General features: G+C 67.5%; 19 protein-coding genes and 1 tRNA gene. 10 read left to right on the forward strand and 10 right to left on the reverse strand.

Features of this window, described 5'->3' with window-relative positions; all coding sequences use genetic code 11:
• Window positions 1–5: 5 nt before the first annotated feature.
• Together MUH00_RS23155 and MUH00_RS07810 are read left to right on the forward strand one after the other, a co-directional pair.
• Window positions 6–155: a DUF7563 family protein gene (locus MUH00_RS23155; protein ID WP_425603045.1), complete on the forward strand. Its 150-nt coding sequence runs from the start codon at window positions 6–8 to the stop codon at window positions 153–155.
• Between the two features lie 86 nt (window positions 156–241).
• Window positions 242–508, forward strand: coding sequence for a GIY-YIG nuclease family protein (locus MUH00_RS07810; protein WP_247003535.1), 267 nt, complete (start codon window positions 242–244; stop codon window positions 506–508).
• Window positions 509–545: 37 nt separating this feature from the next.
• Here MUH00_RS07810 and MUH00_RS07815 read toward each other — a convergent pair whose 3' ends face one another.
• Window positions 546–1,148 carry an NADPH-dependent FMN reductase gene (locus tag MUH00_RS07815; RefSeq protein ID WP_247003536.1) on the reverse strand — a complete coding sequence of 201 codons (603 nt, stop codon included), beginning with the start codon at window positions 1,146–1,148 and terminating at the stop codon, window positions 546–548.
• 108 nt (window positions 1,149–1,256) lie between these two features.
• Here MUH00_RS07815 and MUH00_RS07820 point away from each other — a divergent pair, with 108 nt between their 5' ends.
• Together MUH00_RS07820 and MUH00_RS07825 are read left to right on the forward strand one after the other, a co-directional pair.
• Window positions 1,257–2,657 (forward strand): phosphoglucomutase/phosphomannomutase family protein, encoded by a 1,401-nt coding sequence (locus MUH00_RS07820; RefSeq protein WP_247003537.1) that lies wholly within the window; start codon window positions 1,257–1,259, stop codon window positions 2,655–2,657.
• A gap of 93 nt (window positions 2,658–2,750) precedes the next feature.
• The gene (locus tag MUH00_RS07825; protein ID WP_247003538.1) at window positions 2,751–3,119 is read left to right on the forward strand and encodes a hypothetical protein; all 369 of its coding nucleotides are present in this window, start codon (window positions 2,751–2,753) and stop codon (window positions 3,117–3,119) included.
• Window positions 3,120–3,135: 16 nt separating this feature from the next.
• On the opposite strand, the gene cysE is transcribed toward MUH00_RS07825, so the two are convergent.
• The 3 genes from cysE to MUH00_RS07840 all read right to left on the reverse strand — a co-directional run bounded on the left by cysE (window position 3,136) and on the right by MUH00_RS07840 (window position 4,567).
• On the reverse strand, window positions 3,136–3,645 hold the full coding sequence (gene cysE / locus MUH00_RS07830) for a serine O-acetyltransferase (RefSeq protein WP_247003539.1): 510 nt from the start codon (window positions 3,643–3,645) through the stop codon (window positions 3,136–3,138).
• A complete protein-coding gene (locus MUH00_RS07835) occupies window positions 3,642–3,827 on the reverse strand; it encodes a hypothetical protein (protein ID WP_247003540.1) in 186 nt (61 codons plus the stop codon). Before MUH00_RS07835 ends, cysE begins: the two co-directional genes overlap by 4 nt.
• 71 nt (window positions 3,828–3,898) lie before the next feature.
• On the reverse strand, window positions 3,899–4,567 hold the full coding sequence (locus MUH00_RS07840) for a metallophosphoesterase family protein (RefSeq protein WP_247003541.1): 669 nt from the start codon (window positions 4,565–4,567) through the stop codon (window positions 3,899–3,901).
• A 117-nt stretch (window positions 4,568–4,684) separates the two neighbouring features.
• On the opposite strand from MUH00_RS07840, the gene MUH00_RS07845 reads away from it, so the two are divergent.
• Window positions 4,685–5,839, forward strand: coding sequence for a pyridoxal phosphate-dependent aminotransferase (locus MUH00_RS07845; RefSeq protein WP_247003542.1), 1,155 nt, complete (start codon window positions 4,685–4,687; stop codon window positions 5,837–5,839).
• Between the two features lie 76 nt (window positions 5,840–5,915).
• Here the strand turns inward: MUH00_RS07845 and MUH00_RS07850 are convergent, their stop codons facing one another.
• Complete coding sequence (locus MUH00_RS07850) at window positions 5,916–6,506, reverse strand: IMP cyclohydrolase (RefSeq protein ID WP_247003543.1); 591 nt, start codon at window positions 6,504–6,506, stop codon at window positions 5,916–5,918.
• A 123-nt stretch (window positions 6,507–6,629) separates the two neighbouring features.
• Here MUH00_RS07850 and MUH00_RS07855 point away from each other — a divergent pair, with 123 nt between their 5' ends.
• From MUH00_RS07855 to MUH00_RS07865, 3 genes are all read left to right on the forward strand, one after another.
• Window positions 6,630–7,424, forward strand: a complete 795-nt coding sequence (locus tag MUH00_RS07855; RefSeq protein WP_247003544.1) for a homing endonuclease associated repeat-containing protein — start codon at window positions 6,630–6,632, stop codon at window positions 7,422–7,424.
• A gap of 145 nt (window positions 7,425–7,569) precedes the next feature.
• Window positions 7,570–7,642, forward strand: a tRNA-Gln gene (locus MUH00_RS07860).
• 130 nt (window positions 7,643–7,772) lie between these two features.
• Window positions 7,773–8,522: a rhodanese-like domain-containing protein gene (locus tag MUH00_RS07865; RefSeq protein WP_247003545.1), complete on the forward strand. Its 750-nt coding sequence runs from the start codon at window positions 7,773–7,775 to the stop codon at window positions 8,520–8,522.
• A gap of 29 nt (window positions 8,523–8,551) precedes the next feature.
• Here MUH00_RS07865 and MUH00_RS07870 read toward each other — a convergent pair whose 3' ends face one another.
• Both MUH00_RS07870 and MUH00_RS07875 read right to left on the reverse strand, forming a co-directional pair.
• Entirely contained in the window at window positions 8,552–9,913 is a 1,362-nt protein-coding gene (locus MUH00_RS07870; RefSeq protein WP_247003546.1) for an oxidoreductase, read from the reverse strand.
• 93 nt (window positions 9,914–10,006) lie between these two features.
• On the reverse strand, window positions 10,007–11,050 hold the full coding sequence (locus MUH00_RS07875) for an NAD(P)-dependent alcohol dehydrogenase (RefSeq protein ID WP_247003547.1): 1,044 nt from the start codon (window positions 11,048–11,050) through the stop codon (window positions 10,007–10,009).
• Between the two features lie 134 nt (window positions 11,051–11,184).
• On the opposite strand from MUH00_RS07875, the gene MUH00_RS07880 reads away from it, so the two are divergent.
• On the forward strand, window positions 11,185–12,045 hold the full coding sequence (locus MUH00_RS07880; RefSeq protein WP_247003548.1) for a hypothetical protein: 861 nt from the start codon (window positions 11,185–11,187) through the stop codon (window positions 12,043–12,045).
• Between the two features lie 57 nt (window positions 12,046–12,102).
• Here MUH00_RS07880 and cgi121 read toward each other — a convergent pair whose 3' ends face one another.
• The 3 genes from cgi121 to MUH00_RS07895 form a co-directional block, all read right to left on the reverse strand.
• A complete protein-coding gene (cgi121, locus tag MUH00_RS07885; protein WP_247003549.1) occupies window positions 12,103–12,630 on the reverse strand; it encodes a KEOPS complex subunit Cgi121 in 528 nt (175 codons plus the stop codon).
• Entirely contained in the window at window positions 12,630–14,978 is a 2,349-nt protein-coding gene (locus tag MUH00_RS07890; RefSeq protein ID WP_247003550.1) for an ATP-dependent DNA helicase, read from the reverse strand. The genes cgi121 and MUH00_RS07890 overlap by 1 nt, the downstream gene beginning before the upstream one ends.
• 131 nt (window positions 14,979–15,109) lie before the next feature.
• The gene (locus MUH00_RS07895) at window positions 15,110–15,760 is read right to left on the reverse strand and encodes a DUF6498-containing protein (protein WP_247003551.1); all 651 of its coding nucleotides are present in this window, start codon (window positions 15,758–15,760) and stop codon (window positions 15,110–15,112) included.
• Window positions 15,761–15,886: 126 nt separating this feature from the next.
• Between MUH00_RS07895 and MUH00_RS07900 the strand changes: the two genes are divergently transcribed.
• Complete coding sequence (locus tag MUH00_RS07900; protein ID WP_247003552.1) at window positions 15,887–16,327, forward strand: universal stress protein; 441 nt, start codon at window positions 15,887–15,889, stop codon at window positions 16,325–16,327.
• Window positions 16,328–16,358: the final 31 nt, after the last annotated feature.

The raw sequence follows: 16,358 nt of genomic DNA on the forward strand, positions 1-16,358 counted from the left end.
TACCCATGCCCACATGTGACCACTGCGGCGCGCACGTCTCCGAGCGCTTCGCGCGCGTCTTCGCCGACGAGCACGGCAGAATCCACGCGTGCACGAGCTGCTCGGCCAATGCTGGGATCGCGGAAGTAGCAAAAGAGCGCGCCCGCAGTACCTGACCGCCATCCCCGTGAACCGTCTGCAACGACCACGCACTCCACTTCATCCGAGTCGCTTTTTACCCGTTCCACCGAACGGACGCCCGATGTCCCGGTCCCGGAGCGACGGCGGCCACGTCGTCTACGTGCTCGAGTGCGCCGACGGCACTCTCTATACCGGTTACACGACCGATCTCGATCGACGGGTCGACGAACACAACGCGGGCGACGGAGCGAAGTACACCCGCGGTCGGATGCCGGTCGAACTTCGATATCACGAACGGTTCGAGACGCGATCGGCCGCGATGTCCCGCGAATACGAGATCAAGCAGCTGACGCGCTCGGCGAAAGAACGGTTGCTCGACGGCGAGTAGCGCGGTCGAATTCTGCGAGCACCGAGCGGCCCGCGAGTCAGTCGTCCGCCGCCGCTTCCGACTCCGATCGCGGCGAACTCACGTCCGGCTCGATGAACGCGTACTCGACGAGCATTCGACCGAGTTTCTCGACCCGCTTCTGAAGATTGGGATCGCGAAACCGGCGGCCGCCGATCGCGTCGGGGTCCGCCTCGAACTTTCCCGAGGCGTTCCGGAGGCCGACCTGATGGGGAAGCACCCAGCCGTGGACCCCGCGAACGGTGATCCGCAAGTGGTCGAGCGTCGAGCCGTAGCTGCCGCCGCCGGCGGTCGCCAGCAGACCGACGGTGGTGTCTTCGTACTCGTCGAACCCGCAGTAGTCGTGGAAGTTCTTCAACGCGCCCGAGTACGACCCGTGGTAGACCGGCGTTCCGAGCGCGATCGCATCCGCCTCGCGGGCCAGACGTTTGACTTCCTCGCCGTCGCCCTGATCGTCGACGTCGGGATCGTAGACGGGGAGGTCGTACTCGCGCAGATCGAGCATGCGAGTGTCGGCGCCGGCCTCCGCGGCGGCCCGGAGGACGTACCGTAGCGCCGTTCGGGTATAACTGTCTTCGCGCAGACTCCCGCTGACGGCGAGAACGGAGGGGGTGTCGCTCATACCCGGTATTGGGTCCTGATCAAGAAAACACCGTTGACTACGAGTGTCGAGTCGCCCGACCGTGACCGAGGCCGTCGGTTTTTTCGGCTCCGCCGTAAAGGTGCGCGTATGGACGCGATCTCGTTCGGAACGGACGGCTGGCGGGCGACGCTCGAGGAGTTCACCGCGCCGCGCGTTCGCGCGGTCGGCCAGGCCGTCGCGACGTACCTGCGGGACGAGGGGCGCGAGAGCCCCGTCGCGATCGGCTACGACGCTCGCGAAACCTCCCGCGGCTTCGCGGAGGAACTCGCCCGCGTGCTCTGTGCGAACGGCTTCGACGTGCTCATGTCCGAGCGCGATCGTCCGACCCCCCTCTTTGCGCACGCGATCGTCGAGCGCGATCTGTCCGGGGCGCTCGTGATCACCGCCTCGCACAATCCGCCGGAGTACAACGGCGTGAAGTTCATCCCCGAGGACGGCGCGCCCGCGCTTCCGGCGGTGATGGACGCGATCGCCGATCGACTCGCCGACCCCGATCCGCTCCCCGAGGACGAGCACGGATCGGTCTGCGAGGTCGATTTCGTCGAGCCGCACGCCGACGCCGCGCTCGCCCTCGTCGAGTCGATCACCGGCGGTGCGGACCTCTCCGACGCGGATCTGACGATCGCGTACGACGCCATGCACGGCAGCGGCCGCGGGACGACGGACGCCCTGCTCGAACGCGTCGGCGTCTCGGTCGAGCGCCTGCGCTGCGAGCGCGATCCCGACTTCGGCGGCGGCGCGCCCGAACCCGCACCCGAGAACCTCGCCGACCTCGCGGAGTACGTCGCCAGCGACGAGACCGACGCGGCCCTCGGCATCGCCAACGACGGCGACGCCGATCGGATCGCCGTCGTCACGCCCGACCGGGGCTACCTCGACGAGAACCTCTTTTTCGCCGCGCTCTACGAGTTCCTGCTCGAGACCGACTCCGGGTCGGCGGTCCGGTCGGTCTCCACGACGTACCTGATCGATCGGATCGCCGAATCCCACGACGAACCCGTCCACGAGGTGCCGGTCGGCTTCAAGTGGGTCGCGAAGGCGATGGCCGACCACGACGCGCTGGTCGGCGGCGAGGAGTCGGGCGGGTTCACCGTCCGCGGCCACGTCCGGGAGAAAGACGGCGTCCTGATGGCGCTGTTCGCGGCGGCGATGCACGCCGAGGAACCGCTCGACGATCGGGTCGATCGGCTGCTCGCCGAGTACGGAACCGTCGTCCAGGATAAGATCAGCGTGGCCTGTCCGGACGATCGGAAGGCGCGGGTGCTCGCCGACCTCGAAGACGAAATCCCCGATTCGGTCGCGGGGATCGACGTCAGGGACGTGAACACGGCCGACGGGTTCAAACTCCTGCTCGACGACGGTTCGTGGGTGCTCGTCCGTCCCAGCGGCACCGAACCCGTGTTGCGCGTGTACGCCGAGGCGACCGACGAGGAGCGGGTTCGACGGCTGCTCGAGGCGGGCGAGGAGTTGATCGAGCCGCTCGTCTGATCTCGTTCGCCCTCGCCGGCGCCCTCCCGGACGGCGCTTTTGGTTGCGTGCTCCGGGCCGTCCGTTATCCCCATCGGAGCACACTGTCCGCACATGGGTCGACGCAACGAGGACGCCGCCTACACCGAACTGACGCCCGACTCCTGGCACCAGAACGACGAGGGCAACTACTACATCGACTGCCCGGAGTGCGGCTCCGCCGCCTCGCTCATGAACGTCGTCAAACACGGCCGTTGCAACGGCTATCTCGACCAACGGGAGGGCGAAACCGAACTGGACGAGGAGGAATTCGACTGCACCGCCAAACTCTGGTTCGAACTCGGCTACACGTCCGATCCCGACGCGGAGATGACCGAAGATACCGTCGGCGAGTCCGCCAGCGACGCGGAGACGGACGAGGGCGTCGGGGCCGAAGGCTCGCCGCCGGGTACGGACGGCGCGGTCAGCGAAGAACAGCAGTAAGACGCCTGTCGGCCGCTCAGTCTACTCTCTCGGCCGGAACGCCGGCGACCGTCGCCCCGGCCTCGACGTCCCTGCTGACGACCGACCCGGCGCCGACGACCGCCTCCTCGCCGATCGTGATATCGCCCAGTAGCGTCGCGTTCGCGCCGATCTGGACGCCGTCTTCGACCGTCGGGTGGCGTTTGACCGGTTCGTTCGTGGCTCCGCCGAGCGTGACGCCGTGGTACATGTGCACGTCGTCGCCGACCTCGGCGGTTTCGCCGATGACGACGCCCATTCCGTGGTCGATCGTTACCCGACGGCCGATCGATGCGCCGGGGTGGATCTCGACGCCAGTCAGCCACCGAACGACGTGCGAGAACAGCCGCGCGGCGAGGCGGATCTCTCGGTTCCACAGCCGGTGGGCGATCCGGTGGGCCCAGACGGCGTGGAGTCCGGGGTAGGCCAACAGGACTTCGAGCCGGCCCGTCGCGGCCGGATCGCGCTCGCACATCGCCGTGATGTCCTCGCGAACTCGCCGGATCATCGCTTCTCCGTCCCGATCGCGGGCGTCCGATCGACGTGCGAGGCCGGCCGCGGGGCTCCCGCGCGAGTCGTTCGGGGGTGGAAGAATCCGGAGGAGCCGCCTTCCGCCGACGGACAACAGCCGGCCACGGCGCGATCGAGTCGATTCCGGACGATGCACGCGGTGTGGCCGGTGCGTACCATAGTCGACACTACTCGCAGATCGCCTAAAAGAATTCGTCTCGCGGCGATGGGCGTCGCGTTCCGGCTCGCCGTCACTTGCCGCGATCGAGTCGGCTGCCGATCCGTTCCGGAAGGCCGGCCTCGTGGACGGCGGCCTTGACGGCCTCGATATCGTACTCGACGCGGCGGGGTTCGACGGTCAGCGCGTCGAGATCGACCACGGCGTAGCCCGCGCGCGGATCGCCGTCGCGGGGCTGCCCGACGCTGCCGGGGTTGACCACGATTCCCTCGCCGTATCGTTCGACGTGCTGGACGTGCGTGTGTCCCAGCACGAGCACGTCCTCGTCGCCGAGCAATCCGGCCGAGAACTCGTGCGGGCGGGTGTACCGCGTGTACCGATCCGGATCGTCCGGGTGGCCGTGGACGATCTTTAGCCGGCCGCCGTACTCGTAGCGCTCCTCGGGGAGGTCGGCGAGCCACCGGAGCTGCGCGTCCGAGAGGTGCTCGCGAGCGTGTTCGACGCCCGCCCGCGCCATCTCGTTGAATCGGAACGCGGTCCCCTCGACGACGGCCGCGTCGTGGTTTCCCATCACCGTCGGCACGTCCCGATCGCGGAGTTCGTCGACGCACGCGGCGGGCCAGGGGTTGTAGCCGACGACGTCGCCCGCGCAGACGAGGCCGTCGATCGGCGGCATGTCGTCGAGGACGGCCTCGAGGGCGACGCGATTGCCGTGGACGTCCGAGATGAGTCCGACCTTCATACGCCCGGCTAACAGGCGCCAGCGGTATGTAGGTTGGCCGCGCTCGCGACGCCCGTTGCGACGGCCGGCGATTACCGGCACCTAATCCCTTTTAGCGCCGATCGACGTGTGTGTCGTATGTCCACACCGACGGATCGAGTCCGCCGGGCGGACCGCTCGAGCATCCGCGTCATGTTCGATCTCGCGGAACGCCACGACGGCGACCTCGTTCGACTCGAGGTCGGCGAACCCGATTTCGACACGCCCCAACACGTCGTCGACGCGGCCGCGCGCGCCGCTCGCGAGGGCGAGACGCACTACACCTCGAACGCCGGCCTGCCGGCGTGTCGACGCGCGATCAGCGAAACGCTGGCCGCCGAGTTCGGCGTCCGATACGACCCCGACGAGATCGTCGTCACCGTCGGCGGGATGGAAGCGCTCCACCTGGCCGTCCTGGCGACGGTGTCTCCCGGCGAGGAACTCCTCGTTCCGGGCCCGACGTGGCCGAACTACGAGACGCAGGCGCTGCTCGCCGACGGCTCGTTCCGCGAGGTGCCGATGCCGGCCGAGTCCGGGTTCGCCCTCGAGGCCGACCGCGTCATCGACGCGATGGGTGACGACACGGGAGCGGTCGTGCTCACGACGCCGTCGAACCCGACGGGTCGCGTCTTCGATCCGGCCGCGTGTCGCGCCGTCGTCGAGGCCGCCGCCGATCACGACGCGTACGTGATCGCCGACGAGGTGTACCTCGGGCTCACCTACGACGGCGCGGCCGAGGGGATCGCGGCGCACACCGGCCACCCCGACCACGTGGTGACCGTCGGCTCCTGTTCGAAGGCGTACGCGATGACCGGCTGGCGACTCGGCTGGCTCGCGGGCGACGGCCACCTCGTCGACGAGGTGACGAAAGTTCGCGAAGCGACGACGGCTTGCGCCTCGAGTGTGGCTCAGCACGCCGCGATCGCGGCGCTCACGGGCCCGAAGGGACCGTTCGAGGAGATGCGTCGCGCTTTCCGCCGCCGACGCGACCTCGTCGTCGATCGCGTCGCTGAGATCGACGGCCTCTCCTGTCCCCGGCCGGAGGGCGCGTTTTACGCGTTCCTCGATCCGGGCCTCGACGCGGACAGCCTCTCGGTCGCCACGTACCTGCTGGAAGAGCACGGTGTCGTGCTCGCCCCCGGCGACGGCTTCGGCGAGACGGCCCCGGAACGCCTGCGACTGTCGTTCGCGAACTCCCTCGATCGCCTCGACGAGGGCTTCGATCGGATCGAGGCCGGACTGCGGGCGTACTAACCGACGCCCCCGAGCGATCCCGACCGATCGGCCGTCGCGTCCGGCGTTCTAAAAGAACGTCCTCCTCGATCGCCGATCAGTTCCCGTTCTCGATCGCCGTCTCGAATCCGTCGCCGGTCCGGATGACGCCGGCCGCACAGACCGCGTGCTCGAACTCGCGCTCGTAGGCCTCGCTCGCGGCGGCAGCGGCGCTCTCCGCGTCGAAGTCGATCGGCTCGGGCGCGTTCGACTCGTAGGTCGCGACGAGCGTCGGTTCGTCGACGGTCTCGACGAGCAGGGCGTCTTTCCGAACGGTGGCGATCAGCGCTTCGCCGCCGTCGTCGATCGTCGCCGCGATCCGGGGCGTGTCGTAGTCGTCCTTCTCGTAATCGAGCGCCAGCAGGCACTCCGCGAGCGCGTCGCGGGCCGGGTAGCCGAGTTCCAGCTTTTCGGCGATCGGGTCGACCTGCGACCCGTTCCCGAAGGCGACCGTTTCGCCGGTCGGGGTCTCGACCGCACGAAGGCAGTTGTAGGAGACGTAGGGGTTGTCCGTCTCCGGGGCGTCCTCGGTCGGACCGACCGTCAGCGCGTCCTCCCGATCGACGATCCGGCGGTTCGGGAACGATCGCGACGACACGCGGTAGGCGCCGACGTCGGGGCCAACGACGACGAAGCGTCCAACGTACATACGCGGGACTGCGCGAGAGAGGGGAAAAGGGGTGTCGGTTCCCGATCGGGCGGCCGGTATCGCCGGAACCGAGCGCGCTACCGAGGTGAGGGTTTATACGGAATAGCGCGGCCCGACGAGGGTGTGACGACCGAAGCGGAGTGCATCGAGGCGTTACGGGAAGCTGCCGATCGGCTCGGCGAGTCGCCGACGAAGGCGCAGTACGAGGAGCTGGGATTGACGCCTGCGTCAGCGACGATCATTCGAACGTTCGGCCGTTGGAACGATGCGAAGAAGGCGGCGGGGCTAGATACGTCGCGTTCCACGGGGTCTCGTGTCGGACCGAAACCCGACGACGTCGAACTCCCCGAGGGGGCGTCTTGGGAGGAGTTCACCGTCGATCAGCGGTGGCACTATCGAAACGTCGAGTGGAATACCGAACGATCGTTACGCCGCCGCGATCGGCATCGTTCCTGGCTCAATGACCAAAAACGGGAACGTGGGTGCTCACGATGTGGTTTCGACGTTGATTCGTGCCTCGACTTCCACCATCGTGATACAGCCACGAAAACGATGGCCGTCGGTCGAATGGTAACTTTCGGCTATGGGAAGGATGCGCTCCGTGAAGAGATCGATAAGTGTGACGTATTGTGCGCCAATTGCCACCGGAAAGCACACTACACCACTCCTGATCGCGAACGTCGTCGATGGGTCCACGAACGAAAACGGAACGCAGGGTGTGATCGATGTTCGGAGTCGGATCCGGCATGTCTGGACTTCCATCACACCGGTACCGAAAAACGTGCGACGATCGCCGAACTGATCTCGGACGACCGATCGAAAGAGCGGATTCGTGCTGAAATCGACCGGTGTCAAGTTCTCTGTGCGAACTGCCATCGATTGGAGCACGGTGATCCGGCGACTGTAGATGGTGACTGAATAGATTCACCAATTGATGGACAGACTGATGCTGACCGTCTGATGGGTCCGTCTCTCCACGGTAGATCGAGTTCGTAACACTCTAATATGGACACGCACTACAGACTGATACGACGTCGGTACTCGGAGCCGACGGAAACATGTCAGTCCATTGGGGTAGTGGCCAATCCTGAAGCCTTCTGGGGGCTTCGACCCTGGTTCGAATCCAGGATGGACTACTTCCTTTCGTTATTTCATTTGGAACGCTTTCCCAGCGACAGCAATCGATCTCCAGTCGAAACGAAGGGGTTCGTCCGTAATTGTCGTGGTATCAGAAACCATATTTCCGGCCTGCGCTAGAGGAGATATATGGATCGACGGACGTTCCTCACGATCAGTGGGGCGGCGACACTCGGCAGCGTTGCTGGCTGTCTCAGCGATGACGGGACCGAGACCGAGGCCGACGGATACGGGCCGAAACCGGACACGGTACCCGAAGAGCGATCGATCGACACCAGCACGTACCGAACGCAGGTGTTCCAGGGCGTCGAGGTTCCGCTGGCGCCGATCAACGACGTCTTCTACTGGTACCAGCGACGGGAAACGCGGGTGGCCGACGCGCGGCAATCCGCGCAGTACGAACGAGCACACATCGCCGGGGCACCGCTGAGCCCCGCTCCCGACGGCGGCTCGAACGATCCGATCGAGGAGTGGTCCACGGACGAACGGATCGTCACCTACTGCGGCTGTCCGCACCACCTCTCCGGGTTGCGCGCCGCGTCGCTGATCAACGACGGGTACAAGGAGGTGTACGCGCTCGACGAAGGGTTCGGCGCGTGGATCGATCGCGGTTACCCGCTCCAGGGATCGGACGTCTCGGCGGATCGGGCGACCTACACCATTCGGGGCCAGTCCGATGCCGCCTACGCCGGCGAGATGGTCATGCTCGAGCAGGTCGACGCGAAGCGGCACGAAGCAGCGCCGATCGCCGACGACGGTTCGTACACGCTGCAGCTCCACTACGGGGGTTCGACCGATTCCCGATTCAGGGTCGAAGCGCCCGATTATACGACAGAGGGAACGCTCGAAGAGTTGACGAGCGGCACCGTTACGGCCTGAGTGCTACGGGTCGCGCACGAACTGCAACGTTACGAACCCGAGGTCTCGTACGCTCCCGATCGCTCGAGTTCGCCCCGTTTTCGGAGCACGTCCGGCGTTCGACAGATCCCCGGTGCCCCGGTCACCTGCGGCACGGTACAGTTGTTACAGCTCTCGCAGAGCGCGCGCGGGGTTTCGTCGCCGTCCGCAAGCAGTCGGGCGCCGAGTCGAGGTTCGGCGTAGAACGGCCGGGCCATCCCGACGGCGTCGCAGGCGGGTTGTGAGTCGGCTCCGGCGGCCCCGCCCGCGGATCCGTCTCCCAGTAGCCGATCGATCCGCCCGCGCTCCCGAATGCCGCCCTCCGCGAGGACAGGAATCGACACCTCGTCGCGAACCCGCCGACAGAAGTCCTCGTTCCACGCGGGCTCGAAGTCGTACTGCAGCGACTGGACCCTATTTCCGAGGGCGACGAGCCGCTTTCGCACTGAACCGCCGAACGCCGCGTCGTACTCCTCCTGCAGCGCCTCGTTCTCCCAGGCCCGATCGGGGTACTCGCCCCGGACGATGCTCATGTCCCAGACCACGGAGGTTTGGACGGGGACGACTGCGTCGTAGCCGATCTGTTCGAGTCGCCGGGCGATCTCGACGCCGTCATCGAGCGAGAGTTTTCGATCGACGATGGGCGCGGGCGGCGCGGGCGTCTCCGCGGGGATCTTGGTCATCAGCGGGACGTCGCCGGCTCGATCGCGGATCTCGTCGTGGACGAGCGCCAGAAACTCGAGTCGCGCCTCGGGTCCGCCGCCGAACTCGTCATCGCGCCGGTTGTAGAACGGCGAGAGGAACTGCTGGACGATGCCCATATTCGCGCCCGCAAGGTGGATGCCGTCGTAGCCCGCTTCGACGGCGGCGGCGGCCGCTCGCCCGAAGTCGGCCGCGAGGTCGTACACCTCGTCGGTCGGCATGACGTGCGGATCGTACGAGAGGAAGCCGACGCGATCGAGCGCCCGCAACTGCCAGGGCGGTTTCGACACGGCGAGTTGCTCGAGGTCCGGGTGCTCCCGCCGGTACTCGGCGTGCCAGGTCTCCATGCTCCGGAGGCCGCCGTGCTCTAACTGGACGAAGATCCGACCGCCGTGATCGTGGATGCGATCGGTCAGCCGCGACAGCCGCGAGACGAACGCGGGATCGTGGACGCGGGTCATCCCCGGCGCGGCGCAGCCGCCCTCGCCGCGGACGATCGTCGCCCCCTGGCAGATGAGGCCGACGCCGGACTCGGCGGCGGGTTCGAGGTCGTCGATCAGCACGTCGACCGCGTCGGGACCGTTGCCCGCGCACTCGAGCAGCGGCGCGCGGTAGAGCCGGTTGGGGACCGTGAGCCCGCCGATCTCCAGCGGGTCTTCGAGCGACGCCATAGCCGGGATTCGACGGGCGTGCACAAGAGCGTGGTGACGGACTACGGCGTCAGTGCGGCATCCGACGCGCGATCGGTGGCGATCGTCGGGCGATCAGGGCGGCAACACGACCGCCCGGCCTTCGATCTCCCGATTTTCGAGCCGTTCCGCGACGGTGTTGATCTCGTCCAGATCGTACCGTTCGGTGTGCAACTCCACGTCGCCCCGATCGACGAGGGCGACGAGTTCCTGGAGTTCGGCGTACTTGCCCACGAGGGTCCCCTTGAACGAGAATTCGCCGTTGACCAGCGCCTGGCAGGGTTCGTGGATGTGGCCGCCGTAGCCGATGACGTGGTGGTCGCCCCCGGCGGCGACGATGTCGGGAGCCATGCCCGTCGTTTCGTCGCCCCCGACGAAGTCGAGCACCTGCTGGGCGCCCTCGTCGTCGGTCAGGTCGCCGAGGACGGACTCGAGGTCCTCGTCCGCCGAGTTGATCGTGTGCCGCGCGCCGAGTTCTTCGGCCAACTCGAGCGCCTCGTCCTTGATGTCGACGGCGACGACGTCCGCGGCGCTCATCGCGTCGACGCACTGGAGGCCGATGTGACCGAGGCCGCCGATGCCGATGAGGACGCACGTGTCGCCGGGGTTCAGTTCCCGGACGGCCTTCTTCGCCGCGTGGTAGGCCGTGATCCCGGCGTCGGCGTGCGGGGCGATCTCGGTCGGATCGACGCCGTCCGGAAGCGGGATCACCGCGCGCTCGTTCGTCCGCAGGTACTCGGCGAAACCGCCGTCGGTGGTGAGGCCGTTGAACGCGCTGTTCTCGCAGTACATGTCCTCGCCGAGCCGACAGGGGCGGCAGATGCCGCAAGTTTGAACGGGGTGACAGATCACCGGATCGCCCTCCTCGACCAGCGTCACCTCCTCGCCGACCTCGGTGACGACGCCGGCGTTCTCGTGGCCGAGCGTCATCGGCAGGTCTTGGGGCGCGTACGCCTCCCACATCCCCTCGATGATGTGGTTGTCCGTCTGGCACCATCCCGCGCCCTCGACGTCGATGATGACGCCGTCGGAGCGATCGATTTCGGGCTGATCGACGTCCTCGATCTGCAGCGCCTCGCTCATCTCGTCGGTGTACTCGTGGAGCCGGGCTGCTTGCATAGTGGCACCTTATGGCACACCGCGCTCCGATAAAAACCCCCTGCGGCGAACCCGGACCCGGCGGCCGCCGTTCCGTCGCACGAAACGCGGCCGATCCCTACTATTGATGTGGTCGCCGGTGGTGAGCGTGGGATATGGCGCCGGGGATACGGCGGGCGGTCGCTGAAGTGCGCGAGAACTACGACTCGATCGACTGGTGGCGAAACCGCGTCTTCGTACCGTACGTGGTCGGCACGCTGACCAGGCTCCATCCCGCGTATCCGGGATACGACGAGGCAGTTCGCGTCATGGACGAGGACTGGGACGCGCTCGTCGTGCTCGACGCCTGTCGCGCGGACTTCTTCGAGTCGGTCGCCGACCTCGAGACGTTCGACGAGTACCGGCGCGTCGTGAGCCTCGGGAGCCACTCCAGCGAGTGGACGCGGCGCAACTTCCAGGGGCGGACGTTCGGAGACACGGTGTACGTGTCTGCGAACCCACACACGTCGCTCGTCGCCGGCGATTGTTTTCACGATATCGTCGAACTCTGGGAGGACGGGTTCGACGACGAGGCCGGCGTCGTCCTCCCCGAAACCGTCGTCGACGCCGCGATCGCGGCGAACGAGGAGTATCCGAACAAACGGCTCATCGTCCACTTCATGCAGCCACACGGCCCCTTCGTCGGGAGCGACGTCGAGGACCCCTCCGAGAACGAGGACGCACACTGGCGGGCGTACGCCGAGAATCTCGAATACGGGCTCTCCTCCGCCCTCGAGCTAGCCGAAGCGCTTCCCGGTAAAACGGTTCTCACGGCTGATCACGGTCGACTGTACTCGACGGGGCTCAAGCGCTCGCTCGGCCTCTACGCGCACAAAGCCCGGCTTCGATTCCCGGAGCTGGTCGTCGTTCCCTGGGCGGTGATCGACGGTGAGCGAAAGGTGGTCCGGGCGGGCGAAACCTCGGACGCGTCCGGCGTCCGCGTTGAAGAGCGGTTACGGCAACTGGGCTACCGGTGATCGCTCCAGTTGCGGTCTCCAAACGCGCGAGCCTCCGCGACGATCGGCGCTCGCGGCTCACTTCTCGACCTCGAGCAAGGCGACCCGCTCCCGGACGAGCGTCGCGAGCGTCGCGTCGGTCGCCGCCCGTTCGGCGTCGGTGACGTCGAAGAAGTCACGCAGCGTCTCCGCGTGGTCGCCCTCGATCGTCGGTTCGGTTCCGACGACCGCGTCCAGGGCTTCGAGGTCTTCCAGCGCGGCCGCCTCGTTCGCGCCGGCGTCTCCCTCTCCGTCGGCAGCGTCGGCGTCGACGAGGATCACCGCTCGATTCGGTCCCTCGGTGACGCCCATCTCGAGCGCCCGATCGATCTGCCGGCGGCCGGCGGCGTACAGCAGGATCTCGACCGCGCGGTCGCGGGCGACGTTCTCGCCCCGGACGATCGCTCGATCGGCGAGGTCGACCGCCCGCTCGAGGTGGCGCCGATCGGCGACGTATCGCGCGTCGAACGCCTGTACCGTCACTCCGCGACGATCGCCGATCGCGCCGAGGTCGCGCACGAACGAGTCGAGGCCGTCGATTTCGAGTCGGCATTCGAGCAGCTCCATCAGAAGTCACCCAGGCTGGACTGGCTCTCGTCCGCCGCGGCGTTCGTCGCCCCGTCGTCGCCGTTCCCGCCGTCGGTGCTCGAACTCGCCGCGTCCGTCGACGCGTCCACCGCCGGCGAATCGCTCGGTTCGACGTCGTCCATCGACGGATCCTCGCGGCCGACGTTCTCGAGGATCGTCTCGGCCGTCTTCTTGCCCTTGAGCGCGCCGAGGATCACGCCCTTGTCCGCGGTCCGCAGATCGGCGGGCTCCTCGATGCCGACCGCGTACAGCCGTCGGGCGCGCTTGCGGCCCACGCCGCTGACCGAGACGAGTTCGAGCAACTCCTCGTCCACGCCGTGTTCGACCCGCGCCCGCGCCTCGCGGACGGCAACGGTCCACTCGCTGCCGATCTCGTTCGCGAGCGATTCGGCCGCGCCGAGCAGCCACTCGGCGGTGTCGACCTTCCCGCGGAGGTCGCCGGGACCGATCTTGTACCGCTCCGTGATCGTATCCTCGTCCAGTTCGGTCGCCCAGTCCTCGAGGAGCTTCCCCGTCTTGAGCGCGGCGAGCCAGTCCTCGAACCGGTTGTCCTCGAACTCGCTCGGGGCGTCGCCCAGCAGTTCGTCTTCGCGCTCGTAGTAGAGTTCGCCGTACTTCTCGTCCTCGCCCGATCGCAGGTACAGCTGGTACATGTCCGGCGTGCGCGAGACGAGCTGGTAGCACCCGAGCGCGGTCGGACGCTCGTCGGCGTCTTCGAGGCCGTGGACGATCTCGGCGGCGCTCATCGGATCGAGGTAGAGTCGGGAGACGGTGTGGCCCAGGCTGGTCGCCTCCAGATCGGTCGTCCCCCCTTCGGCCATCTCGGCCGCGGAGGTGAACGCGCCGTCGCCGCCCGCGTCGCCCGCGTCGCGCTCGATGAAGTCGTTCGATTCGAGGTACTGCAGGACGCCGTCGGTCACGCGCTCGAGCCGCCCCGGTTCGGTCGACTGGCTCGCGTAAAGGGTCTCCTCGAGGAACTCGAGCAGCCCCTCGCGGGTGCGGGCGAACCCGGAGGCGATCGTCGCGAGCACGTGGGTCCGCAGGGCGGGTTCGGCGGCGAGTTTCGACCGGACGGGTTCGGCGTCGGCCCAGACGTAGCGATCGAACAGGTCCTCGTGGTCGTCGTGGCTCTTCGCGAGCAGGACGGCCTCGCCGTAGGGGTCGAGGCCGGGCCGTCCCGCTCGTCCCATCATCTGGTGGACTTCGAGGACGTCGAGCGGGGCCATCCCGCCCGCGGTCGGGTCGAAGCGTCGCCAGTCGCGGACGATCACGCGCCGGGCCGGGGTGTTCACTCCCGCCGCGAGCGTCGGGGTGGCGGCGATCACCTTCAGCAGGCGTTCGCGGAAGGCGTCCTCGACGAGCGATCGGTGCTCGCTCGCCAGGCCGGCGTGGTGGAACGCGGAGCCGCGCTCGATGCAGGCCGCAAGGTCCTCGCTCGTCTCCGTGTCGCTGACCGCCCGAATGTCCGCGGCGAGTTCGGCGAGGTCGTTGCGTTCCCCGCCGGTCAGTTCGCGGCTCGACACCTGCCCCAGTCGCCGCGCCGTCGCCTCGGCGTTCCGCCGGGAGTTGACGAACACGAGCGAGGAGCCGCCCTCCTGGAGGATGTCGCGGACGAGCGCGGACTCCTGCTTCTCCGATCCCTCGACGGGGACCTCGCGGGTCGTGCCGTCGTCGAAGTGCAGCGCGTTCCCGTAGTGGACGCCCATCCGGAGGTCGATCGGTCGCCAGTCCGTGTCCACGAGTTCGGCGTCGAGCCAGTCGGCGATCTCGCCGGCGTTGCCGACCGTCGCCGAGAGCGCAACGACCTGCAGTTCGGGGTTCAACTGGCGCAACTTGGCGAGCGTGACTTCCAGCGTCGGTCCCCGGTTCGGGTCGTCGATCAGGTGAACCTCGTCGCTGACGACGCAGGTGAGATCCGAGAGCCAGTCGGCGCCGTTGCGCACGAGCGAGTCGACCTTCTCGCTGGTCGCCACGATGATGTCCTTCGTCGCGAGCCAGTCGCTGGTGCTCTCGTAGTTGCCGGTCGTGACGCCGACCGTGACGCCAAACTCCTCGTAGGCCTCGAACTCGGCCTTTTTCTCGCTGGCGAGCGCGCGAAGGGGGACGATATACAGCGCCTTCCCGCCGCGTTCGATCGCCGACAGCATCGCGAGCGCGGCGATCATGGTCTTGCCGCTAGCGGTGGGGACCGCGGCGACCAGGTTCTCGCCGTCGGTCGCGCCGTCCTCGACCGCCTCGGCCTGGGGCGGGTAGAGCTCCTCGATCCCCTCGCGCTCGAAGTGCTCGATCGCGCCGGGCGGGAGCCCCGACAGCTCCTCGATATTCATTACCCGCAGTTGGCGCGTCCCGCGGTTTAAACTGTCGTCTCGGCGCGTTCGAACGTCCGTCGCTCGCGCCGATCGCACGCCGGACGTACTACGACCGGTGCCGACGGATCGGTGCCGAGCGTCGGGGACGGTTATGCCGAGGCGCGTTTGCGCTCCCGTCTGTGGATCAGCAGATCGGCGCAGGTCTTGAAGAATGCCAGCGCGACGATCGCACCCATCGGGTCTCGGGCGAACGAGGCCACACCCAGGCCGAAAAAGAGTGCCAGCGAGAGCGCCCAGAACCGAGGCGCTGGTTCGACCAGCAACGACACCGGGCCCCGTCGTTCGTACTCCCGGAAGCCGACGTACTCGTACCAGTACGAGAAGGCGTGGTAGCCGACGAGCCCGACAGCGGCGAGGGCGACGACGTCCGGGCTCGTCGGCTCCAGCACCGCCTCTTCGGCGAAGGGGACGACGAGGATAAACGCGCCCATGAAGAGCCAGAACCCTGTGTAGTTCAGGACGAGGGCGTTTGCGATCGTCCGGTTCGACCGTCCGACGTACGATCGGGGCGGCTCGCCGTGGATCTTCGTCCGTGACCGAACGTCCTCGGGATCGTCGACTCCCTCGGTCCGGAGGATCTTCGCCACGTAGACCGCTCCGACGACGCCGGTTTCCAGCCAGTAGACGATCAGGAGGGCGTGGGCCTGCCAGCCGTACCACCAGATCGCGCCCACCGACGCGAGGTTCGCGACGACGACGCCGACGAACGCCGACTGCGATCGCTTCCACGCCGAGCGCACACCGGGGTGTACGCGCGGTACGATCTGTCAATGTACCGGTTCGTTACGCCCTCCAAGCCGCGGGCCGATCGAGCGACTGGGCGTGTGCGCCGATAGACCGATGGAGTCGGCGATCGAAGACGACGTATGGTCGCCTCGGATCCCGACCACGTTCTCGTCCCCACGCTCGGCCGCCCACGTGAGGTCGAGGCCCTCGCGTACGCCCTCGAGACGTTTCCCGACGCCGACGTAATCGTGCTCGCGGTGGTCACGCCGCTGGATGCACCGTTGAGCGAGGGTGGCGTGCTCGAGCGCGACGAGCAGCGAGCGGCGGCGGCCCGCGAGCGCGCGATCCGGCTCGTGGAGGGGGTCGACGATCAGTCGCCGGACGATCGGGTCCTGATCGAGACTGCTGCGGGGCGACCGGGAACGATCCTGCCGCGGTACGCGACCGACCACGACGTCGATCACGTCGTCATGTACGGACACGACGCTAGTTCGAAGAGCATCGTGCGACGGATTCTCGGCCGCAGCGTCGCGACCACGGTCGTCGAGCGGATCCCGCGTCCCGTGACCGTCCTCGAGTGACGACCGCTAGTCCGGCCGTTCTCGGTCGATC

Source organism: Halosolutus gelatinilyticus (genome assembly GCF_023028105.1).
In the GTDB taxonomy this organism is placed as follows: Archaea; Halobacteriota; Halobacteria; order Halobacteriales; family Natrialbaceae; genus Halosolutus; species Halosolutus gelatinilyticus.